This window comes from Streptomyces sp. NPDC015171 (assembly GCF_043079545.1).
Taxonomy (GTDB): Bacteria; Actinomycetota; Actinomycetes; order Streptomycetales; family Streptomycetaceae; genus Streptomyces.
The window spans coordinates 430,436-453,889 of record NZ_JBIBUO010000003.1; the positions used below are offsets into that span (position 1 = coordinate 430,436).

Annotated in this window: 14 protein-coding genes; 7 read left to right on the top strand and 7 right to left on the bottom strand. The window is 75.1% G+C overall.

Annotated elements, in window-relative coordinates; genetic code table 11:
- Positions 1-65: 65 nt before the first annotated feature.
- A complete protein-coding gene (locus ACF073_RS10140; RefSeq protein ID WP_392068213.1) occupies positions 66-1,595 on the top strand; it encodes a CoA transferase in 1,530 nt (509 codons plus the stop codon).
- A 118-nt stretch (positions 1,596-1,713) separates the two neighbouring features.
- Here ACF073_RS10140 and ACF073_RS10145 read toward each other — a convergent pair whose 3' ends face one another.
- A complete protein-coding gene (locus tag ACF073_RS10145; protein ID WP_392068215.1) occupies positions 1,714-1,920 on the bottom strand; it encodes a hypothetical protein in 207 nt (68 codons plus the stop codon).
- A gap of 248 nt (positions 1,921-2,168) precedes the next feature.
- Between ACF073_RS10145 and ACF073_RS10150 the strand changes: the two genes are divergently transcribed.
- The gene (locus tag ACF073_RS10150) at positions 2,169-4,007 is read left to right on the top strand and encodes a glycoside hydrolase family 15 protein (RefSeq protein WP_392068217.1); all 1,839 of its coding nucleotides are present in this window, start codon (positions 2,169-2,171) and stop codon (positions 4,005-4,007) included.
- Positions 4,008-4,161: 154 nt separating this feature from the next.
- Positions 4,162-5,667 carry an FG-GAP repeat protein gene (locus ACF073_RS10155; RefSeq protein ID WP_392068219.1) on the top strand — a complete coding sequence of 502 codons (1,506 nt, stop codon included), beginning with the start codon at positions 4,162-4,164 and terminating at the stop codon, positions 5,665-5,667.
- A 54-nt stretch (positions 5,668-5,721) separates the two neighbouring features.
- Here ACF073_RS10155 and ACF073_RS10160 read toward each other — a convergent pair whose 3' ends face one another.
- From ACF073_RS10160 to ACF073_RS10170, 3 genes are all read right to left on the bottom strand, one after another.
- Positions 5,722-7,059: a tetratricopeptide repeat protein gene (locus ACF073_RS10160; protein WP_392068221.1), complete on the bottom strand. Its 1,338-nt coding sequence runs from the start codon at positions 7,057-7,059 to the stop codon at positions 5,722-5,724.
- Positions 7,060-7,116: 57 nt separating this feature from the next.
- Positions 7,117-9,855, bottom strand: a complete 2,739-nt coding sequence (locus ACF073_RS10165; RefSeq protein WP_392068223.1) for a SpoIIE family protein phosphatase — start codon at positions 9,853-9,855, stop codon at positions 7,117-7,119.
- A gap of 113 nt (positions 9,856-9,968) precedes the next feature.
- Positions 9,969-12,518: a SpoIIE family protein phosphatase gene (locus ACF073_RS10170; RefSeq protein ID WP_392068224.1), complete on the bottom strand. Its 2,550-nt coding sequence runs from the start codon at positions 12,516-12,518 to the stop codon at positions 9,969-9,971.
- A 309-nt stretch (positions 12,519-12,827) separates the two neighbouring features.
- On the opposite strand from ACF073_RS10170, the gene ACF073_RS10175 reads away from it, so the two are divergent.
- Positions 12,828-14,207, top strand: a complete 1,380-nt coding sequence (locus ACF073_RS10175; RefSeq protein ID WP_392068225.1) for a hypothetical protein — start codon at positions 12,828-12,830, stop codon at positions 14,205-14,207.
- Between the two features lie 10 nt (positions 14,208-14,217).
- Here the strand turns inward: ACF073_RS10175 and ACF073_RS10180 are convergent, their stop codons facing one another.
- Entirely contained in the window at positions 14,218-14,505 is a 288-nt protein-coding gene (locus tag ACF073_RS10180; RefSeq protein ID WP_392068228.1) for a DUF1232 domain-containing protein, read from the bottom strand.
- Positions 14,506-14,531: 26 nt separating this feature from the next.
- Positions 14,532-15,812, bottom strand: a complete 1,281-nt coding sequence (locus tag ACF073_RS10185; protein ID WP_392068230.1) for a hypothetical protein — start codon at positions 15,810-15,812, stop codon at positions 14,532-14,534.
- Positions 15,813-16,156: 344 nt separating this feature from the next.
- Here ACF073_RS10185 and ACF073_RS10190 point away from each other — a divergent pair, with 344 nt between their 5' ends.
- Both ACF073_RS10190 and ACF073_RS10195 read left to right on the top strand, forming a co-directional pair.
- Positions 16,157-16,552, top strand: coding sequence for a PadR family transcriptional regulator (locus ACF073_RS10190; RefSeq protein ID WP_392068920.1), 396 nt, complete (start codon positions 16,157-16,159; stop codon positions 16,550-16,552).
- Entirely contained in the window at positions 16,549-17,553 is a 1,005-nt protein-coding gene (locus ACF073_RS10195) for a hypothetical protein (RefSeq protein ID WP_392068232.1), read from the top strand. Before ACF073_RS10190 ends, ACF073_RS10195 begins: the two co-directional genes overlap by 4 nt.
- A 94-nt stretch (positions 17,554-17,647) precedes the next feature.
- Here the strand turns inward: ACF073_RS10195 and ACF073_RS10200 are convergent, their stop codons facing one another.
- Positions 17,648-18,613, bottom strand: coding sequence for a DUF1152 domain-containing protein (locus ACF073_RS10200; RefSeq protein WP_392068234.1), 966 nt, complete (start codon positions 18,611-18,613; stop codon positions 17,648-17,650).
- Positions 18,614-18,826: 213 nt separating this feature from the next.
- Between ACF073_RS10200 and ACF073_RS10205 the strand changes: the two genes are divergently transcribed.
- Positions 18,827-23,419, top strand: a complete 4,593-nt coding sequence (locus ACF073_RS10205; RefSeq protein WP_392068236.1) for a hypothetical protein — start codon at positions 18,827-18,829, stop codon at positions 23,417-23,419.
- The last annotated feature ends 35 nt before the right edge of the window (positions 23,420-23,454 follow it).

Sequence of the window (23,454 nt, forward strand, 5' to 3'; positions counted from 1 at the left end):
CTCCGGCCGCCCCGCCTGTACCCCCACCGGAAATCCCGACACCACCGCAAAGGCTCCCCCCACCCATGAGCGCTGACGAACTCACCGGCCGCATCCGGCAGGCCATCGCCGAACCGATCACCGGCGACGACGGCTTCGACATCCACGAGGCCCTGCGGGAAGTGCTCGCCCCGGCCGGTCTGCACCCCGCCGACAGCGGCGGAAAGATCACCTTCATCGGCAGTGACCCGATCGTCCCGAGCATCATGCGCCTGGGCGCCGTCCCCGCCCTCGGCATGACCGCCAAGTCCGTCGCCCTGGCCGCGCTCTGGCGGCACCGCGGCGGCGAGGGCCAGGACATCACGATGGACCTGCGCAAGGCCCCGCACCGGCTGTGCCCGTTCTACGACAAGAAGTGGGAACTGCTCAACGGCTACCCCGGCGGCACGCCCGCCGATCCGGCCAACCCCCTCGGCTTCGACTTCTACCAGGCGGGCGACGGCCGCTGGGTCATGCCGCTCAATCCGTACCCCAAGATCAAGAACGGCGTCTACAAGCTGCTGCGGACCTGGCCCGAGAAGCAGGCCGTCGCGGACGCCGTCGCCCGGTGGGACGCCGCCGACCTGGAGCGGGCCGGCGAGGAGATCGGCGTGGTCATGCCGATGCTGCGCACCACCGAGGAGTTCCTCGGGGAACCGGCGTACCGGTACATCGCCCGGGAACCGCTGATCAAGATCGAGAAGATCGGCGACAGCGCCCCCGAACCCCTGTCCAGCGCCGCCGCCCAGCCGCTGTCGGGCGTACGGGCCCTCGGCATGGGCCACATCATCGCCGGCGCCGGAGTCGGCCGGGACCTCGCCCAGCACGGCGCCGACGCGCTGAACATCTGGCGGCCGGGCGAGCTGGAGCACGACTCCACGTACAACACCGCCAACGTCGGCGTCCGCTCCACCACCATCGACCCCTACGGCTCCGAGGGCCGGGCGAGGATCCGCGCGCTGCTGCGCGACGCCGACATCTTCTACGCCAACCGACGCCCCGGCTACCTGGACCAGATCGGCCTGAGCGCCGAGGAGGCGGCGGCCGTCCGCCCCGGCATCATCCACCTCAGCATCTCGCTGGCCGGCGAGACCGGCCCGTGGGCCCACCGCGTCGGCTTCGACCAGACCGCGGGCGCGCTCAGCGGCATCATGCTGATGGAGGGCGTCGACGGCGTCGCGGCCCGGCCGACCAGCACACCGGCCCTGCCGTACATCAGCGTCGTCAACGACTACGTCCTGTCCTGGCTGGCCACCACCGGAGCGCTCGCCGCGCTGATGCGCCGCGCCACCGAGGGCGGCAGCTACCGGGTCACCCTCAACCTCACCCGCATCGCCACCTGGATCCTCAGCCTCGGCGTCTTCGACCGCGACTACGCCCACGCGACCGCCCTCGACCCGGACCCCGGGTCCCCGCACGCCTACCTCGACCCGGACACCTTCACGGCCCAGACCCCCTGCGGCACCTACCAGGGCGTGACCGACCAGGTCATCATGTCCAGGACCCCGGGCCGCTTCCGTGACGTGCTGCTCCCGCGCGGCAGCGGCGCCCCCGTCTGGCTCCCGCGCCAGGGCTGACCCCCGGACCCGCCGGAGGGCATGGCGCCGGCCGGGCGTGGCGCCGGCCGGGCGTGGCGCCGCCCGGCCGGTCTCCCCGTTCTGTCGTGCCTGGCTCGTGCCGGTTCCCCGGACCGCCCTAGGGCAGCAGCTTCTCGATGGCTGCCGTGCCCTCCGACTCCAGCTTGCGCCGTGCCCAGTCGAGGGTCTTCGGTGTGACGTCCCTGCCCGCCGCCATCACCAGGTCCTCAGGGGTGACGTCCCCGAGGGGCGCGGTGTGGAGCAGGGCGTCCGGGGTGCAGACGTCGTCCGATACACGGGACTCTTCAGGTGTGGATGCCGACATGATGCCTCCTCATCGGTCCGGATGACCGCATCCGTGCCGGTGCCTCCGAACGGGGCACCCTCTCACCATTGCCCTCTCCGGCGCACCCTGCATCCGGAAGCGCCGCGGGAGCGGGTGAGGACCGTCTTCCCACGGCACAGGAAACCACGCGCTCTAAGCTGGGAAACCCCCGCATACCGGGACACAACGCAGCACAATGGAGAGAAGCCGGCAAACGGGGAAAGCACTGCTGACCGGGAGGCCCGCCGATGACCGAGACGTCGTTTCCCGAGGGCGCCGCGCTCGGCCAACGCTACCTGCCCATCGCCGAGCACGGACTCATCGGCGACCTGCGCAGCGTCGCCCTGGTCGGCACGAACGGCACCATCGACTGGTACTGCTGCCCCTCCTTCGACTCGCCCAGCGTCTTCGCGTCGATCCTCGACGCCGAGCGGGGCGGTCGCTTCGAGCTGGCCGCCGCCGTACCGGCGCGTACCAAGCAGTTCTACTTCCCGGACACCAACGTGCTGATCACCCGCTTCTTCACGGAGGAGGGGGTCGGCGAGGTGCAGGACTTCATGCCCGTCTGCTGCGACCAGTCGGGCGAGGTGCGCCGGCACCGGCTGATCCGGCGCGTGGTGTGCGTCCGCGGCACCGTGCCGTTCCGGGCCCTGATCGCCCCGCGCTTCAACTACGGCACCGACCCGCACGTCCTGCGCACTCTGGACGGCATGGTCCTCTTCGAGTCCGCGGAGCGGTCCCTCGCGCTCACCTCCACCGTCACGATGGAGAACGACGGCCGCGACTCGCGGGCCGAGTTCAAGCTGAGCGAGGGCGAGACGGCGGTGTTCGCCCTCGACCAGCTCGGCGACGAGGTGATGCCGCGCGGCTGCGCCCACGCCGAGGCCGAGGCCGAGTTCAACACCACGGTCAGCTACTGGCGGAAATGGCTGCACCAGTCCCGCTACCGGGGCCGCTGGCGCGAGATGGTGCACCGCTCGGCCCTCACCCTGAAGCTGCTCACCTACGCCCCCACCGGCGCCATCGTCGCCGCGCCCACCACCAGCCTGCCCGAGCAGATCGGCGGCGAGCGCAACTGGGACTACCGCTACGTCTGGGTCCGCGACGCCGCCTTCGCCGTGTACGCGCTGCTCAGGCTCGGCTTCAGCGGCGAGGCGGCGGCCTTCATGAACTTCCTGACCACGCACGTCGGCGCGGGGGACGGCGCGGCCTCCGGCCCGCTGCAGATCATGTACGGCATCGACGGCCGCCTCGACCTGCCGGAACGCGTGGTGCCCCACCTGGAGGGGCATCTCGGCTCCGCGCCGGTCCGGGTCGGCAACGCGGCGGCCGAACAGCTCCAGCTGGACATCTACGGCGCCCTGATCGACTCCATCTACCTCTACGACAAGTGGGCCCAGCCCATCTCCAGCGCCCAGTGGGACAATGTGTGCCAATTGGTCGACTGGGTGTGCGACCACTGGGACCAGCCCGACGAGGGCGTGTGGGAGACCCGGGGCGGCCGCAAGAACTTCCTGTACTCGCGGCTGATGTGCTGGGTCGCCATCGAGCGGGCCATCCGCCTCGCCAACCACCGCGGACTCCCCGCCGACCACCGCCGCTGGCGCCAGGCCCGGGACGCCGTCTACCGGCGGATCATGGACCACGGCTGGTCGGAGCGGCGCGGCGCCTTCGTGCAGTACGAGGACGCCGACGTCCTCGACGCCTCGGTCCTGATGATGCCGCTCGCCAAGTTCATCGCGCCCACCGACCCCAAGTGGCTGTCCACCCTGGACGCCCTCACCGAGGACCTGGTCTCCGACTCCCTGGTCTACCGCTACGACCCGCAGGCCAGCCCCGACGGCCTCCGCGGCGACGAGGGCACCTTCTCGATCTGCTCCTTCTGGTACGTGGAGGCACTCGTCCGGGCCGGCCGGATCGACGAGGCCCGGCTGGCCTTCGAGAAGATGCTCACCTACGCCAACCATCTCGGCCTGTACGCCGAGGAGATCGGCCGCACCGGCGAACAACAGGGCAACTTCCCCCAGGCGTTCACGCACCTGGCCCTCATCAGCGCCGCGTTCAACCTGGACCGCGCCCTCGGCTGAGCCGCCCCGCGCGCCCGGCCCGGCGGCCGACTGTCACCGCCATGTCACAGCCGGCCGGCACGGCACAACCACCCCCACCCCGTCCGGGTCGAACCATGCGCCGGCCCGGACCGGCCGGCTGACGGAACATCAACCACCCACGGGGGTAAGGGACATGGCCAGAAACACCCGACGCACCGCAGGCTCCGCCGCCGTCGCGGCAGCCTCCTTCCTGCTGCTGGCCTCGGCGGGCATCCTCGCCGCCCCGGCCGCGTTCGCGGGCATACCCGGCGGCACCGCGGCCGCCGACCGCAACAGCGACTTCGACGGCGACGGCTACACCGACCTGCTCACCGGTGTCCCCGAGGGCACCGTCGACGGCAAGGAGGGCGCCGGCTACGTCACCGTGCAGTACGGCGCCCCGAACGGCATCGGCACCCGCACCACCGTCCCCACGGGACGCACCGCGGTCATCAGCCAGTCCACGAAGGGCGTGCCCGGCACCTCCGAGGCCTGGGACGACTTCGGGCAGACCGTCGCCACCGGCGACCTGGACGGCGACGGTTACGACGACGCCGTGATCGGGGCGCCCGGCGAGGACGAGGGCACCGTCGCCGACGCGGGCCGGGTCACCGTCCTGTACGGGTCGAAGAAGGGACTCGGCGCCGAGCGGACCGCCTCGGTCACCGCCGCGCGGCCCGCCGCCGGCGCCCGGTTCGGACTCGCGGCGGCCACCGCCCGGTTCACCGGCGACGTGGACTCCGACCAGCTCGTGGTCGTCGACCAGCAGGTGGGCCTGACCGCCTTCACCTGGCACGCGGGCGTCCTGCGGCGGGTCGGCGCCCCGCACTCCACCGGCCACCGGCTCCAGCCCAGCTATGTCACCACCGGCGACTACGACCGCGACGGCTACGCCGACCTGGTCGTCTCCGGCTACAGCCCCGACGACGACTACACCAAGGGCTGGTCGGCGTACTACGCGGGCGGCCCCGAGGGCCTCGCCTACCGGCAGGACCTGCACGGCGGCCTCGGCTCGGCCTCCGGCGACATCGACGGCGACGACTACGACGACCTCGTGCTCGGCCAGCTCAGCGCCGCCGACGAGGCCTCCGGCGACGCCAACGCACCCGGCGGCCTGGTCGCCGTCTACTACGGCGGCGAGGACGGACCGGCCGGCACCCAGGGCCCCGGCAGCGCCCCGCAGTGGTGGTCGCAGAACTCCCCGGGCGTGCCCGGCACCGCCGAGGACGGCGACGCGTGGGGCTCCGACCTCTCCGTGGCCGACGTGAACGGCGACGGCTACGCGGACGTCGCGGTCGGCGCACCCGGCGAGGACGTGGGCACCGTCGCCGACGCGGGCGCGGTCTGGCTGCTCCGCGGCTCCGGCACCGGTCTCACCGGCAGCCGCGCCCAGTCCTTCGACCAGAACACCGCCGGCGTTCCCGGCACGGCCGAGGCCGACGACTCCTGGGGCGCCCAGGTGCGCCTCGCGGACACCGACGGCGACGGCCGCGCCGAACTGGTCGCCGCCGCACCCGGCGAGAACGCGGGCGACGGCGCGGTGTGGCTGCTCCCCGCGAGCGGCGGCGGACTCCTCGCGGACGGCTCCTGGTCCTACGGCGCCGCAGCCCTCGGCGGCACCGCGCACGCGGCCCGCTTCGGCGCGGTGATCGACGAGTAGCACCGGCCCGACCGCGGCCCGCGCGGATCCCGGGGCGTCCGGGCGCCGTCCCGCTCAGGCGAAGCGGGAACTGGGCACGGGTCCGGTGGACCGTACCCGTGCCCGGTCGCCGTGCAGCCATGTGCCGGCGACGGCGGTGGCGAAGGCGGTGAACTCCGCGTCGCCGTCCGCCGGGCCCGCGCCGTCCCCGGGGTCCGCCGACGGGTCCGCCGCGGTGATCCCGGCGGCGATCTCCGCCTCCGGACGGTCGTCCGCCGGGCCCCGTTCGACACCGCCGTCCGCCCCCTGGCGCAGCTGCTCGCCCCACGGCGCCACCACCGACTGGTGCAGCAGGGCGGTGCTGTCCGGGGTGACGGCGGGCGGGTCCGTCCAGCAGCTCGCGTGTGCGTGCAGCACCTGTCCCGGGGCGCGCTCGAACAGCTCCCCGGTCAGCTCGGGGCCGCCCTCGTGCGCAGCGAGCCCGTCGAGGTCGTACGCCACGACCACCGTGTCCGCCCGGCCCGGCGCGAACGGCTCGGCCGGCAGGCCGAGCACCTCCGCCGCCGCCAGACCGAGGATCCGCGAGTCACGGTCCGGCAGCAGCGACACCGACCGCGGCCGCACCCCGGTGGCCGACAGCAGGGCACGCAGCCGCAACAGGCCGCGCAGACACAGCTCCGGGGTGTCCTGCAGCCAGGCGTAACGGCCGTTCATGCCCGCGTCGAAGCCGTGCGGGGACAGCGTGCCGAGGACCGTACCGCCCAGCACGAACTGCCAGCCACGCAGGTCGGACAGGTCCAGCGGGCCCGCCCGTTCGGCGTCGGCGGCACGGGCGAGCATCCGGTTCTGCCGCTCCCGCGCCGGCTGCCACCGGGCGTCCGCCGGCTCGGACAGCAGCGCGTGCTGGCGCCTCGCCAGGTCCAGATCGCCGGCCAGTACGGCGTTGAACACCAGCAGATAGCGGTCCGGCCAGTCCTGGAGGCGGTTCTCGTGGCGGGCGAGTTCGGTCATCGCCTCGCGGTGCCTGCTCTCGTCCTCGTACGCGGACACCAGCTCCCGGAGCACGGGCAGCGCCCCGTCGCTGCGGCGCAGCGCCTCCCGCAGCGCGGGGATCGCGAGAGCGGGCACCCCGCGTTCGACGCAGGCGTACCCGAAGTCGTAGAGCGCCCGGGGCTCCTCGGGGGCGGCGGTCAGCGCGGCCGACGCGGCGGCGAGGTCGTCGAAGCCGGCGGAGCCGGCCGCGCGCCCCACCACCAGGGCCACCTCGCCGAGCGGCTGGTCCTCCCCGGCCGCCCGCACCTGCCGCAGCGCACCGGGTACGTCACCGGCGTCCAGGGCTTCCCAGGCGGTACGGAGGGCGGGGGACCCGGGGCGGCGACTCCGGCCGGTCCTGTCATTCCTGCGCGAGAACATGCCGGAGATCATCACCCGCCGGCCGAGCCCTCCACAACGGAATTCCGCGCCCGGCGCTCAGGGCAGCGGCTGCTCGGCCCAGATCACCTTGCCGTGCGGGGTGTACCGGGTGCCCCAGCGCTCGGAGAGCTGGGCCACCAGGAACAGGCCCCGCCCGCCCTCGTCGGTGCTCGCCGCGTACCGCAGATGCGGTGAGGTCGTGCTGCGGTCGGACACCTCGCAGATCAGCGTGCGCTCGCGCAGCAGCCGCACCCCGATCGGACCGCGCCCGTAGCGGATGGCGTTGGTGACCAGCTCGCTCAGGATCAGCTCGGTCGTGAACGACAGCTCGTCCAGCCCCCAGCCGGCCAGCGCCCGGTCCACCCAGGCCCGTACCTCCGCCACCGCGGCCGGGTCGGCCTCCACCTGCCACTGGGCGACCCGGTCGGCGCCCAGCACCCGGGTGCGGGCCACGATCAGCGCCACGTCGTCGCGCGGCCGGGCCGGGAGCCGGTCGAGCACCGTACGGCAGGTGTCCTCGGGGGAGGCGCCCGCCGTCCGCAGCAGGGCGCCGCGCAGCAGATCGAGCCCCTCGTCGATGTCCCGCTCCCGGTCCTCCACCAGACCGTCGGTGTACAGCACGAGCCGGCTGCCCTCCGCCAGCTCCACCTCCGCCGTCTCGAACGGCAGACCGCCGAGGCCCAGCGGCGGGCCCGCGGGCACGTCGACGAACTCCACACCGCCGTCCGGGCGCACCAGCGCGGGCGGCGGATGGCCGGCCCGGGCCAGGGTGCACAGCCGGGACACCGGGTCGTAGACCGCGTACAGGCAGGTCGCGCCCGTCACCACGGCCGAGCCGCCCGCCGGGGCCTCGTCCTGGTCGATCCGGCCGACCAGCTCGTCCAGCAGGACGAGGAGTTCGTCCGGCGGCAGATCGAGCGCGGAGAAGTTGTGCACCGCCGTACGCAGCCGGCCCATGGTCGCCGCCGCGAGCAGCCCGTGCCCCACGACGTCCCCGACGACGAGCGCCACCCGGGCACCGGACAGCGGCAGCACGTCGAACCAGTCGCCGCCCACTCCGGACTGGGCCGGCAGATAGCGGTAGGCGATGTCCAGGGAGTCCTGCTCGGGCAGGGAGCGCGGCAGCAGGCTGCGCTGCAGGGTGACCGCCATGTTGTGCTCGCGGGTGTACCTGCGGGCGTTGTCGATGGACACCGCGGCCCGCGCCACCAGCTCCTCCGCCAGGGCCAGCTCCTCGGAGTCGAACGGCTGCGGCCGCTGCGCGCGCCAGAAGCTCGCCACGCCCAGCACCAGACTGCCCGCCCGCAACGGCACGGTGATCATCGAGTGGATGCCGTACGCCAGCACCTGGTCGGTGCGCTCCAGGTCCTGCGCCCGCCAGCCGGGCTCCGCGCGCAGCCGGGGCGCCACGACCGCCTGCCCGGTCGTCAGCGAGCGGGCCTGCGGCGAGGTGGCCACGAACCGGATCCGCTCGCCGACCGGGTACAGCGGCGCGTCCCTGCGCAGACCCGCCCCGGCCACACGGCGCAGCGCCGTCCCCGGCCGCGGCTCCTCGCCGTTCAGCACCGCGTCGAACAGGTCCACCACCGCGAAGTCCGCGAACCGGGGCACCGCGAGCCGGGCCAGCTCCTCGGCGGTGCGGGTCACGTCCAGGCTGGTGCCGATGCCCGCCCCGGCGTCGTACAGCATGTTCAGCCGCTCCCGGGTCACCTCGGCGCGGCCCCACAGCGCCCGCAGCTCGGTGGAGTCGCGCAGCGTGGTGACGCTGCCCGCCGGGCCGCCGCGCAGATCCGTGGGCCGCTGGTTGATCGCCAGCAGACGGTCCTTGACCAGGTGCACCTCGTCCGTGGCGACCCGCCCGGAGGCCAGCAGCTCCGCCGTCTCGTCGTCCAGGCCCAGCTCCCGCACACGCAGTTGCTCGGCGTCCGCCGGCAGGTCGAGCAGCCGCTGCGCCTCGTCGTTGGCGAGCAGCAGCCGGCCGTCGCCGCCGACGATCAGCACGCCCTCCCGGACCGCGTGCAGCACCGCGTCGTGATGCTCGTACATCCGGGTCATCTCGGACGGTCCGAGGCCGCGGGTCTGGCGCAGCAGCCGTCTGCTGACCAGGGCCGTCCCTCCGGTGGCCAGTACGAGCGCGGCGGCCGCCGCGGCGAGCAGCAACGGCAGCTGCTGGTCGACGGCCCCGCCCACGTGCGCCGTGGTGATCCCGGCCGACACCAGACCCACCACCTGGCCCGCCGCGTCCTTCACCGGCACCACGACCTGCACCAGCGGGCCGAGGGTGCCGTTGACGTGCTCGGTGACCGTGTGCCCCTCCAGCGCCGGGCCGATCGTGCCGACGAACTTCTTGCCGATGCGGTCGGACTTGGGGTGCGTGTACCGGATGCCTTCGGTGTTCATGACGGTGATGAAGTCGACGCCGGTCGCCTTGCGGACGGCCTCGGCGCTCGGCTGGAGTACGGCCGACGGATCGGGCGAGCGCAGGGCCTCGGCCGTGCCCGGCGCGTTCGCGAAGGTCTCCGCCACGGCGAGGGAACGATTCGTCGCCTCGACGTCGCTGTCGTGCCGTACCTGGAGGACCTGGGCCACGACGGCCGAGACGACCAGCAGCAGCACGATCACCACTTGGAGGAGGAAGACCTGACCGGCCACGCTGCGTCCGGTCACCGCCGACCTGAGCACCCCGGGCCGGCTGCCGCCCGCGCCGCGCTCCTGCCCGGACGGGCTGTGCGGTGCGCGCGAGTGCCCGAAAGGTCGGGACGGCCGAGTGGTCGCCCGGCCGGACAGTCGCACCATGTGCCCATGTCTACACTGCCCGGCGCCCGCAGGCGAGGCCGCCGCCCGAGGTGTCGACCGCCCGACGGGAGGCTCGGACCATGTGCCGGCACCGGTCCGGCGGGAGGGCCTGGTCACCGGTCGCACGGCGGTGTCGGGCGGCGGGCCGGACGGCTCGGCCACCCGTCGCGCGGGGGTGCCGGGCGCCGGGCGGCCAGCAGGAGGGCCACGTCGTCGGGACGGTCGACGGCATGCCGGGCGGCGGCCGTGAGCCGGTCGGCGACCCCGGCCAGGGAGCGCCCGCCGCGCCGCCCGGCGACACCCCCGGCCTTGGCGAGCGCGAGACGCAGCGCCGTGATGCCGTCGTCGATGTCGGCGCCGGGCCGCTCCACCAGGCCGTCGGTGTAGAGGGCGAGGATCGCGTCCGGCTCCAGCAGCAGCTCGGTCACCGGGTACCGGGCGTGCGGATCCACCCCGAGGACGACACCGCCGGGCACGTGCAGCACCCGGGTACGGCCGTCGGCGTTGCGCAGCAGCGGCGGGGGATGACCCGCGCGCGCGATCCGGACGCGGCCGGTGGCGGGGTCCAGGCGCAGATAGCAGCAGCTGGCGAACTGGCCCGGGTCCAGGTCGATCAGCAGGTGGTTGGTGCCGCGCAGCACCTCGTCCGGCGGCCGGTCGCCGAGCGCGAACGCCCGGACCGCGCTGCGCAGCTGCCCCATGGTGGCCGCCGCCTGCACCCCGTGCCCCTGCACATCGCCGATGACCAGCGCGAGACCGTCCCCGGCCTCCACCACGTCGTACCAGTCCCCGCCCACGTCCATGCCCTGGGTGCCCGGCAGATAGCGGCCCGCAGTCTCCACCTGCGGATGTGTCGACAGCCGGCGCGGCAGCAGGGCCTGCTGAAGCCCGCGGGCCAGGGCCGCCTCGCTGTCGTAGCGCCGCGCCCGCTCCATCGCGTGCGCGATCAGCCCGGCGAGCGCCGTGAGGACCGTACGCTCCTCCGTGCTGAAGCTGCGCAGGCGGTCGAAGCCGAGGATGCAGGAGCCGACCGGCCGGCCGGAGGCGATCAGCGGCAGGAAGGCACGGGAGCCCACGTCGGCGTCGAGCGGTATGCCGGGATAGGACGCCGCGATCTGCTCCATGGTCTCGAAGAACAGCGCCCGGCCGGTGGTCAGGGTCTCCACGCCCGGCAGGTGCGCGTCGAGGCCGACGCCGTCGAACGAGGAGAGGAAGCCCTGCGGGAACCCCGTCTCCCAGGCGAGGTAGAGATGCCGGTCCTGCAGCAGGTAGATGGCCAGCCGCCGGCCGCCGAACGCGGGCAGCAGCTCCTGCATGACCACCGCCGACACCTGCTGGGCGGTCACCGCGTCCGTCAGCGCGATGGCCAGCGCGATCGGCCGGTACAGCGAGGTCATCGTGTGGTCGGCGCCCACCGCGTCCTGAGGTATGGGCGCCGCCGGGACCGCCTCGGCGGCCGGGGCCATGCGGCTGGCCGGGACGAGCGTGCAGGTCAGCACGTCGGTGCCGGGATGCACCGACACGGCGAGCCAGTCGCCGGCGCCGGGTTCGGCCCCGGCGCGGGCGGGCAGCACGGCGTGGAAGTGCACCGGTCCGGGCGTGAGCAGCGCGCTCCGCAGATGGTCGTCGTACGGCGGCCCGGCCAGCCAGGGCATCGCGTCCCACAGCGAGCAGCCGAGCAGCCCCTTCCGCTCCCGGCCGGTGAGCCGGGCGGCGGCGGGGTTGGCGTACACGATCCGGCCGAGCCGGTCCATGCAGAACACGCCCTGGGGCAGCAGGTCGGCCGCGCCCTCGGCGGCGGCCGAACCGGGGTCGAGCACCATTCCGCCGGCCGCCGTCTCGATGCCGTCGGCGCCCGCCGGCCACAGGTGGAGCAGCCGCGGCGTGCCGTCCCGCGCCCGCACGATCAGCGGGGCGCTCGGCGGATGCCCGGCGGCGGCGTCGCGCAGCGCGGCCAGGATCCGGTGTGCTTCGTCCGGGGACACGGCGTCCGCGAGCGCGGTCTCGGTCCCCGCGAACTCGCCGGGGCGCAGACCGAGGAGGGCGTGCAGCCGGTCGTCCGCGTGGACCGCTGAGGTCACCGGGTCCCAGCTGAACCGTCCGGCGGCGGCCCGCGGGGACCGGCGGTCGGGCGGCCGTACGCAGGTCGGCGCCTCCTCCCAGCGGACCGCGCTCTCGTCCCCGTCGGCCAGGCCGAGCAGCTCGGCGCCGAGGCCCTCGGCCAGCCGGGCGAGCAGTTCCCGGTCGGGCAGGTCGTCCGAGGTGTCCGTCACGGTCGGGCGCAGCACCGTGAGTACGCCCAGCGGCCCGGCCCCGCCCGGCACCGGCACGTGCACCGACCCGAAGGGGAACGGCAGACCGGCGGCGAACTGCGGATAGCGGCGCATGGTCTCCGTGGCGTTCGGCAGGACCACCTGGACGCCGAGCCGGTAGGCGTCGGCGACGGGGAAGGGCCGGTCCACATGCAGCCGCCACCAGGGCCGGAACAGGGGGGCCGGCAGCCCCGCGAGCACCGACAGGCGCAGCAGTCCCGGCGTGCCGGACCGCAGATACACGCCCGACACCCGCCCGCCGGCCGCTCCGAGGGCGGCGGTCGAGGCGTCTGCCAGCAGCGCGGCCAGCCGGCCCCGCACGCGGACCGCCCGCTCGTCGCTCCCAGCCATCGGCTTACCTCGTCCCGTGCGCCTCCGCTGGATGACACAGCAAGAATGCGCCACAAGACGCGCCCGACGCACCTGGGCGGGTCGGGGAGAGGGGCGGGGGCGGGTGGGGGAGGGGGACGGGGCCCGCGCTCCGCCCAGGGGCGGTGCTTGCCCGCCGGTGCCGTGGCCGGGCTGGCCGGGCTGGTCGGGCTCACACCAGTGCCGCTCCCGAGTGGCGGCTCCCCTGGCCCGCTCCTAGTAATGAACTGCGTGATGCCGCGCCCGCAGACGGGGGCGCAGGTGCGGTCGCATTCCTCCCCAGGAGCCCAGATGACCCGCTCTTCGACCCCCGGTCCCGAGGACTCGCCCATACCTCCGGCACCGGTCGCCCCCGGTCACCCCGCCTCGTCCCCGCGGCTCCTGACCTGGCTCGCAGGGCCTTCCGAGAAGTCCGCGGGCCCCGGCCGGGCGGACGGTCCCGGGCGCGGAGACCCTCTGCACGCCCTGGTCCAGGCCGCCGTGGCCGACCGCCCCCTGGAGGACGTCGTCCGGCTCATCAGCCTCCTGGAACGGTCGCCCGAGCACGCCCGGACCACGACCGAGGCGCTGCGGGCGGCCGGGGTCGACAGGTCCGTCGAGGACGTCACCCGCCTGGTGACGCTGCTGACCGAGCCGCCCCGGAACACCGACAGCGCGGACGAGGTGATCCGTGCCGCCGCCGAGCACCGGCCCCTGGAGGACGTCTCCCGCCTGGTGGAGCTGCTGCACCGCACCCCGGTGGAGCCGCACTGCGGGGAGGCGGCCGTGCGGGCGGTGGCGGTGCACCGGCCCGTCGAGGAACTGGCCGAACTGATCGACCGGCTGGCCGCGGACCGCGAGCCGGCCGGGCCCCCGCCGCCCGAACCGACGGCCACGGGACCGGCTCCGGGTACTAGTACGGGTTCGGGTACGAGTGCGGGTTCGGGGCCGAGTGCGGGTTCGGGGCCGAGTGCGGGTTCGGGTAAGGGTTCGGGGCCGGGTGCGGGATCCGCCGAACCGTGGGTCGCGCCCGAAGCCAAGGCATCGGCGGACGCTGCGACCCCGAAGGACCGCACTGCCGCTGACCAGGTCGCCGTCGACCGCATCGCCGTCAACCGGATCACCGTGGACCGCCCTGTCCAGGACCCGCTCGCCGTGAACCGGCCCGCACACGGCCGGACCGCTCCGGGCGCGTCGGCCGGGGAACGGCCGGCGGGGAGGCGGAGGAAGGGGCAGGTGGTCGGGTGCCGGGCCGAGGACCCGGCCGGGGACGACCGGGCGCTGGCGGCACGTGTGTGGACCGCCCGGGGCGCCGCCCTGCTGGTGCTCCTGTGCGGGGTGGCGCACGCCCCGCGCTACTGGATCAGGCTGTCCCCCGACGTCCTCGGGGCCGGCGTCGTGGCCTCGGCGCTGTGCGGGCTGCTCGCCCTCGCCCTGCTGGCGCGGCTGGCCCCGGTCCGGCTCGCCGCGGCGACGGCCGCCGTGGCCACCACGGCGGTGCTCGCCGCCGGACAGGTGCTCGGCGGCCGGTTCGGCGTGCCGGACCCGGCCCGGTTGCAGGCGGCGACCCTGGCGCCGCCCTGGCTGGCCGGCCCGACGGCCGCGGCAGCCGCCCTCGGGGCACTCGCGGCCCTGCTCACCGCCCTGACGCCGGGCAGCCGCAGACGGGAAAGGCCGTTGGGCGCGGGGTGACGGCGGCCGGTCAGAGCCCGGTCGGCCCGCCCGACAGCGGCCGGGCGGCGCGCAGGCTGCGCAGAGCGAGGAGCAGGACGCCGATGTCGTCCAGGTAGACCGGGTCGGGCAGCAGGTCGGTGGGCAGCACCAGATACGCGACCGCGCCCCAGAAGACCCATCGCGGCCCCGTCGGCAGGCCGGCCCGCTCCAGCGTCCGCCGGGTGCGCACCAGTCGTACCAGCAGGCCGACGGCGACGGCGAGCAGCACCGCGCCGACGGCGGCCGCGATCAGCAGCAGGGTGGTGGTCGTGTCCATCGTGGCTTCCCCTCCCGGTCCGGCGGCTACGCCGGCCGGTCGCCCGCGCCGTCGTCGCCCGTACCGGTACTCGTACCCGCGCCTGCCCCCGCCCCTGCCTCTGTTCCCGCGCCTGTGCCCGTGAGGTCGTCGTCCCGCCGCGCGGTGTCGGCCGGCGTGCCCTCCGGCGCGGTGTCCGTGCCGGGCGCGGGCTGCTGCCGGCCCTTCGCCGTGAACCTCAGCCGCTCGAACGTCCGCGTCAGCTGGTGCAGCGCGCCCGGTGTCCGGGGGCCGGGCCGCTGCTCCGGCAGGGCGGCCGCGGGCACGTCGCGGTAGGCGGCCAGGGCTTCCAGTGCCTGCTCGGCGGCCTGCTTGTACAGGTCCCGGGACTTCGTCATCGACTCCAGGGCATCGCTGTACATGGCGACCAGCCGCCGCTCACGCTCCAGCTCCTCCTGAACGGTCAGCAGGGTCCAGTTCTCCCGCAGGTCCGTCAACGCCTCCCCGGCGTCCGACGGCAGGGGCCGGGGCAGTGCGACGAAGTGCCGCAGGGCCGCGATCAGCTCGGACGGCTCCGAGCCGTCAAGGAAGACGCTGCGTACGCTGTGTTCGCTGCCGTCGTAGCCCTTCGGCGCCGGATCCGGCGGCAGCAGCACCGCGCCGCCGCGCGGCACCTCGACACCCAGGTCCTTCAGCGCCCAGTTCACGCCGCGCAGCTGCTGCGGGGCCGCCCGGTGCTCCACCACGCGGTGGCGCAGGCCGGGCGGCAGCAGTCGCGCCAGCGGCAGCCTGCCCTGCTCGTCCGGTGTCATCGCCTCGTGCACGACGACATGGACGGACCACGACTCGCGGGCCGCGTCCCGCAGCCGGCGCCGCATCTCCTTGTCGTCCTCGGGCAGCGCGTTGACCTGCCGCAGGCGCAGCCCGGTGACTGTCGGGTGGTGGTCCCAGGCGCCGTCGCCGTCCGCGTCCGGGCCGGCCTCGGGCCAGAACAGGGTGGCCGGCGAGGGCCACGCGTCGTCCCACGGGCGCTCGGCCTCCGCGACCAGCCGCCACTCGTGCTCCTGCGGCCGGTCCTGACGCGGTACGAGGGTGAGCCGGGCCCGCACGGTCACCGTGCCGTCGGCCCGCCAGCGGGCCTCGAAGACCCGCCGGGCCGGATCCTCGGCTGCCTCGGGCGGCTCGGTGAAGTCGTCGATGTCTCCGCTCTCCCTGTGCCGGCGCAGGGTGCGGCGGACGAGGTCCTCGGGGGCGGGGCCGGTGTGGCGGCCCCGGGCCGCCCAGAGAGTCTGCGGGACGGTGGCGTGGTCGGTGGCGGAGTTCGACATGAGCCAATCTGCTGATGGGGGCGGGTGAGCTTCCCAGTATCACCGCTCGACGGCCGATACGGCCGCCGGGGTCCCGGCCGCGCGCGTCGCCCCGGTGTGCAACGGGCGCACGGGGTGTGCGCCGTACGCCCCGGGAGTGCGCGGTGCGCGTCGGACGGCCGCCGCGCACCCGTGTCGGGCCACCGGTCCCGGCCTCCACACTGTCGGGCGAACGGGGCCCGCCCGTCCATCCGCTCAGGGGCGGACCCCGTTCACTCCCCAGGACCGCAGGGACGCGCCCGCTCGGGCGTTCACTCGATATATATCGGCAGTCGATATATCCTGGCGGCATGACAGCGAAGGCTATGACCCGTGCGGCGTTCTTCGTCCTCACGGCACTCGCCGACCAGCCCCGGCACGGCTACGGCATCCTGCGCGAGGTGGAGGACCTGTCCGACGGGGAGGTCCAGCTGCGGGTCGGCACGCTGTACGGCGTGCTCGACCGGCTCACCGCGGACGGCCTGATCGTGCTGGACCGGGAAGAGGTGCAGCAGGGCCGGCTGCGCCGCTACTACCGGCTCACCGACGAGGGGGTGGCCGCCCTCGCCGCGGAGGCCGAGCGGATGGCCGCCGGCGCGGGGGCCGCCAAGCGCCGCATCGCCGAGGGCCGCCGCGCGGGCGCCCCGGGCCGTCCCGCCGCCGAGGGCACGGCCGGCCTCGAACCCCCCGCCGCGCCCGGACTCGCGGGAGGCTACGCATGACCACGCTGCTCGAAGCCCGCTACCGCACCGCCCTGCGGCTGCTCCCCGCCTACTACCGGCGCGCACGGGAGGAGGAGATGGTCGAGACGTACCTGGGGGACCTCGACCGCGACACCCAGGACCAGAGCCGGCCCACACTCGGGGAGGTGGCGAGCATCGCGGCGCTCGCCGTGCGCTGCCGGCTCGGCGTGCCCGGCGCACCCCGGCCGTACGCCCTCCTGGGCTCCGCCGTCCGGCTGTTCGCCCTGTTCGCCGCACTGCTCCAGGCGGCCTCCGCGGTCGTCGACCGGGCCCTGGAGCTGACCTGGGCGTTCACCCACGGCGCGAGCGACCGGCGGATGTTCCTCACCGGGTTCACCGGCCGGGGCACGACCGACACGGTCGTCGCCGTACTGACCTGGACGCTGCCCCTGCTCTGGACGGTGGCCTACTTCGCCCTGCTGCACGACCGGCGGCGCCTGGCCCGGTACAGCGCGCTCGCCGCGGCCCTGCCCACGCTGTGGCCCCTTGCCCGGTCGCTGGCCGGTGACGACACCGTGGCGTGGATGCCGTGGTACGACACGCCCCTCGCGCTGCTCGCCTGGCTGCCGGCGCTCGCCCTGTGCGCCGGCCATCACCGGGACGCGCCGCCCGCCCGGCTTCCGGCGGGCTCTCCGGGACTGCTGTTCCTGGGCGGATGCGTGGTGACCGGCGGGTCCCTCGTGCTGCTGCCGGCCGCGGCGGACACCGTCTGGGCGCCCGCGACCGGGTTCCTCGTGGGCGCCCTCGGCTGGCTGCTGTGGCAGTCCCGGCGCACGGTCCCCGCGCCTCCGGGGGCCGCCCTGGCCCTGACGGCGCTCGGCGTGCTGGTCCTCGCGGTGCGGGTGGCGGCCCTCTATCCCTGGCTGCACGTGCCCGGCGCGAGCGTGCTCCTCGGCGGCGGCCTCGGGCAGGCGGCGGCCCTCGTCCTGCTGACCGCGGCACTGGCCGTGCCGGCGGGCCGCGACCTCGTCCGACGCTGACCGGCTCACGGGGCGCCCTGTCGGCCCACGGGGCGGCCCCCGCCGGCCCGCTGCTGCCGGTGCTCCCGCCGTTCCCGCCCGGGTCTGCTGGTCCTCAGTGCGGGAACGCCCGGGGCGGTCGCTGCCGGGGCAGCTCGTCCCGGAACGCGGCCACGGCCGTGCTGATCTGGCGCATCAGCACCGTGTTCTCGAGCCGGCCCAGATAGAGATTGGCGCGTGCCAGTGCGGGCAGGTCGACGCAGAAGTACAGCGCCATCAGCGGGTTGACGAACAGTTCGCTGCCCCGGGTGCGTTCGGTGAACCGCACATCGCCGAAGTCCCCGCGCACCGCGGCGGCCACGGACCCCTGCACGATGCTCGGGTGGTCGGCGTGGCAGCTCTGGGCGTGCGCCACCGCGTCGAGGTAGGCGGCACCCTCCGGGCTCTCGCGCGGAAGCGAGAACGCGCCCAGATAGCCGCCCTCGCGGTCCAGGGCGGCCAGGTTCTCCAGGACCAGGGAGTGGTTGACGCCGTGGTACGCGTCCACCCCGAAGCCCAGGCAGGCCACCAGCCGGTGCGGGACCTCCGGCAGCCCGGCCACCGCCGCCAGGCTCGCCATGTCCTCCTCCGGAGTGCCGAGCCCGTGTTCGTCCCCGCGCATCAGGATGTCCGTACCGCCGTCCACCAGCACGATCGCGTCCACTCCGCCCAGGTGCTCCAGGAGCGCCCGGTAGGCGGTGCGCAGCGGGTCGACACCCGTACGGGGAAAGGCGTACACGGTGTCGGGCAGGCCCCTGGACGCCAGCCAGCGGGCGAGCGAGCGTTCGGGGAAGTAGTCACCGTGCAGCGGGGTGTCCGGGCGGACCGCCGCGACGTCCACCGCGGCCCAGCTGTCCAGGTCCAGGCCGTACAGGTCGGCGAAGGACAGGCTGGCCAGGTGCACCTCCTTGCCGGCCGACCGCAGCGCGAGGGCGAGCGGAAGCCCCGCGTACACGTCGAAGCCGCCGCCGGCACCGGCGACGAGTACGCGACGGGCATCGCGCAGGCGGGTGAAGAGGGCGGGCTCGGTCAGTGAGAACACCGCAGGACCCTAACAGGGAGCTTCCAGGGGCCGGTTGGGGGACCTCAGGGTACGGCCTCGGACTTTTCGGGGTGCGCCCCGGACGCGGCCCGGGACCGGGCCCTGATCGTCCACAGGACAGGGCCCTGATCGTCCACAGGGCCGGGGGCCGACGCCGTCCGCGGTTGTCCACAGGCCGGACCGGGTGTCGGACCGCCATGCCAAGATCGCCGCATGCTCACTCACGACCTGCTGCCCACGGAACCCCACCGGTCCAGGACCTATGCCCGTTGGGTCTCGGCGCACGACCCGGGCGCGGAGAGCGCTGCCGCCGCCCTCCTCGACGAGGTGTCGGCGGCCGTGTCGTCCGCGTACCCCAAGATGGGGCGCTGCCTGGAGCGGCTGCGGCGGCCGGCACGCGGACTGCCGCCCGCCCATCTGCCCTGGTTCTGGGACACGGTGGCGCACCGTCTGCTGGGATACCCGGGCGGTGCCGCAGCCAAGGCCTACACCCTGGCCCGCAAGGCGGAGCAGGAGCACGGGCTGCCGGTCGACCCGGACTGGCGGCGGGCCGACGCGCGGCTGCTGGCGGCGCGCGGAGCCCTGCCGGTGAAGGAGCTGAGCGAGCATCAGCGCTGGCTGGCCGGGCAATTGCCGCCCGCCGAGGCGCACGAGGAGTACGTGGAGGTGCTCACCGCGTGGTCGGCCTCGCCCGGGGAGCTGCCCGCCGACCTCGCCCGCCGGATCGCGGCCTCCGCCCGCGCCGCGGGCCTCGGCACCGACGAGGACGCCCGGGTCCTGGGCCGCGTCCTCGCGTCGGCCCGCGGCAAGGCGGTCCCGGACGCCCTTCTGGAGGCCGCCGCCGGCCCGCTCGGCGACCATCCGCAAGGACCCGAGGTGCAGGCCGCGTTGCTCGATCTCTTCCCGGACTCCCGCAAGGACGCGGCGGCCTGGCTGCGGCTGCTGCTGCGCGGCGGCATCGTGGAGGCGGCGGCGTCCGGGCACCTCGATCCGAAGGGCGGCCCCGCCGGCTGGCTGGGCCGGTACACACGCACGTACCGGCATCAGAGGGTGGCTTACGGCGGCGTGGCACGCCAGCCCATGCCCGCCGAACTCTTCGAGATCGTCGCCCGGTTCGCGCCCCGGCTGCGCGCGGCGGCCACACCGGTGGTGATCCACGAGGACAAGTACCGCTGGCCGGGATTGGACGCCGACCTCCTGGACGCCTGCCTCGCCGAGGGCATCGCCGTCGAGGATCCCGGCGACACCGTACGGCTGACGTTCTGGGACGATCTGTCGTGCCGTGACCTGAAGGCGCTGGCCGCCCACCCGGTGTTCGGCCGCCGCCTCGAAGGCACCGTGCACGAAGGGCTGCGCGGCGCCGGCACGGCGATCACCCGGCTGCCGGAGAACGCCGGGATCGCCGCCGAGGTGCGGTCCCGCGTCGAGGGCCTGCTCGACGCGTTGCGCGGCGGCGGGCTCGCCGCGGCCGACGAGGCGGTCGGCGAACTGTCCGGCCTGCTCGACCGGCCCACCGCCCTCGCCCTGGACGGCATCGAGGAGGCGCTGGCGGCGCTGGACCTCACCGGGCCGCTGGCCCGCGCCCTGCGCGCCGGGCTGCCCGAGGAACTGGGCTGGCCCGCCCTGGAGGCGGCGGTGGCCGGATTCGACCCGGCCGATACCCTCCGCGTCACCTGTACCTGGCCGGTCCTCACCGTCTTCGGGAGCGACCGGGCCGTCGCCGTCGACCCCGCGGGCACCCGTGCGACCTGCACCTTCCAGGTGCCGGACGAGGCTGCCGCGCACGCCGTCCATCACGTCGGCGGTCAGTTCCTGGTCAGCTGGCGCACCGTCGACCGCGACTCGGCCACCGACCAGGCGTTCTGGACCGACCGCCCGCACGAGGTGTTCACCCCGGAGGACCAGTTCGGCCTGCGGTCGTACGGCGGACTGATCCGGGGCGGGTTCGGGTACCAGTTCGAGACCCCGGACCGCGGCGGCCGGTTCGACGGGGAGCGGGTGCTGCGGCCGGGCGGCCGTGAGGGCATCGGCGGCCATGACCTCCAGATGAGCGACGGCCGCCGTTTCTACGGGGCCCGGGTGTTCCGCACCCGCGGCAACTGGACACCGCACGACCCCGTCACCGGTGCTCCCGCGCAGGACCGCACCCTGCCGGACTTCCACCGCGACCGGGAAGTCCCGCCCGGCATGGAGGAGTTCGAAGGCGGCCAGTACCTCGCGATGCTCCCGGAGGAGGCCCCGGGCTCCCCGTTCGGTCAGGACGGACGGCTGGTCGGCTGCCGCGTTCTCAACCGCACGCCCTACCAGGGCCCCTCGCCCACCGAGTTCCTGCTGGAGTCGGTCGACGGCCGCACCGCCCGTTACCGCAGCCGCCGCTTCGGTCGCCACCCCTGGGGCGTCATCGGTCTCCCCCAGGGCGGCGAGGACGCCGTCACCGTCGGCGAGACGACCGTCCGCTGCCATGCCGCCTCCGACAACTCGCTGCTCTGGCAGGTCCACGGCTTCGGGCCGCCCGCCGGACGCGACCGCGACCGTCAGCCCACCCTCGGCGAGGCGGCAGGACCGGTGCCGCCGCCCGCGTTCTGGCACTTCCTCACCCCGCGTGACGAAGGCGCCTCCAAGGCACTGCGCACCGTCTCCGACGCGACCGTCCGAGCCCTCCTGGACGCCGCCCGTGACGGCCGGGACGACGGCGAACTGCACGGCCTTATAGGCGAGTTGCTGCCCGAGGCCGGTGATGTCCGGGTGCGGGACGGAGTGGTGCGCGCGGCCCGGCTCGCCGCCGATGTGCTGCGGCGTCGCACCGAGCTGTCCCGACGGGTCGGCATCATGCGCTCGGGGCCGGTGGTGGACCTCCCCGCCGACATCCCCGACACCGCGCTCGTCCCCGCCCTGTCCGCGCTGCTGCCCGACCTGCGCGCCTACGAGACACAGGCACCCGAGCGGCACCCGGGCACGCTCACCGCCATCGCCGCCGACGGCCGCTTCCTGCGCGGCGAGATCGACGACGAGACCCGCGGCCTGGCCCCGCCCGCGCGCCCCGTGGAATGGCAGGTGCTGCTCGGCGGCATCGACGCCGTCGCCTGGCGGGCCGCCGTCGAGACCACGACCGAGGACGAACGCACCGCTCTGAGCGCCCTGCTGCGGACCTGGAGCCGGCAGCCCTTCGCCGAACCCGGCGGCAGCTGGCGCACCGGCCGGGCGCCGCAGGAGGAACTGACCGCCGCACCGCGCACGGCGGCGGGCCCCGCACGCGGCGGACTCTCCCGTTTCGTGCAGCCGGCCGCCGTCCCCGCCCCCGCCGGCACCGAGGAGGAGCTGACCGTCACCCTCACCGGGGACGACGGCGCACGGCTCACCCGGCTCCTGGAGCTGATCGACCGCCACGGACCGGTCCCGCTGACCCCGGAGGCCCTCGCCGTCTTCTCCTGGCGCACCGGCCTGCGACGCCCCCTCGCCACCCTGGCCCTCGGCGGCCTGCCGCGCCGCGCGGGATACGACGAGCACGCCAGGATGCTGCGCTCCAAGCCCTACAAGGCGAACAGGACCACGGCCACCGAGTACGACGGATTCTGGCACCGGCTCGGCTCCCAGGGCCGGCGCGCGCTGCTCGCCGCCGGACTTCCGCAGGACCCGGCCGACCTGTGGACGCCGGAGGGCCTGGTCCGGGCAGCGGAACGCATGGCGGCCGTCTGGGCCGACCTGCTCGGCACCCGGCCCTACGTCGACGAGGAACTGGCGGACGCCCTGGAGACGGACCTCGGGCTGCACGCCGACTGGGCCCGCACCCTGCCCGAGGGGCGGCCGCCGGCCCAGCCGTGCGGCCAGGTCCTGGCCGGCAGCCGCACCGGCCGGCTCCACCTGCACCAGGCGGGGCCGGACGGCACGGCCGGGGAGTGGATACGCCGCGACCGGGCCCCGCACATCCAGACGCTCTCCGTGATCGCCTGGGCGCTGACCGAGCGGCCGGTCGGCGACCCCGCTGCCGATGGAGCGCTGAAGCTGTACGCGCGACTGCGGGACTGGTTCGCCGCGCCCGACACCCTGGTCGAGCTGCCCACGTGCCGGCCCCTCGCCGAGGCCGCCGTGGGGAGCCCGGCCTTCCGGCCGTACCCGGGCACGGTGGTCCCGTGCGCGGAGCCGCTCCTGGACACCGTCGGGCAGGCTCCCGCGGCGCTGGACGACGGCACGTTCGTCGTCGCGGCCCCCAGCGGAGACGTGTTCCTGCGCACGGCCGCCCTCGCGGACCCGGAGCGCGTGGCCAGGGCCCTGGACTTGTGCGACCGCCTTGACCTGCCCGGGCTGCGGCAGGAGGTCACCCGGACCGGGGCGCTGCTCGACGGCCTGGGCAGGATGGCGGCCCGGGCGGCCGGGACACCGGTGCCCGTGGGCGGCTACGAGGCCAATCCGGCACTCAGCGTCCCCGGCCTGGTCGCCGAGGTCGCGCGGCGGCTCGGTGTCGGCGCGGACGCCGCCGCGCTCCATCTCCAGCTGGGCGCGCTCGTCCGGCCCACGGACCGCAATGTCCGCCGGTGGAACGGCTGGACGGCCGCCCGGCACAAGGCGGCGCAGACGGAACTGGTGGCGGCCGGGGCCGTGGAGACCGGCCGGCGGACCAGAGCCGGGCGCACGGCCTTCGCCCGCGGCACGTGGGAGACCCTGGACGCGCCCCATCTCCCGGTGGAGAGCGGCAAACTGGCCACGCACGGCGCGATACGGGCGGGCAAGGGGGTGTACGGCCCGTTCACCCGCCTGCTGTCACCGGTGCCGCTGCACGAACTGTTCACGCGGGCGGCGGGAGCCTGAACGCGCCCGGGGGCCGGCGCCGCGGCGCCGGCCCC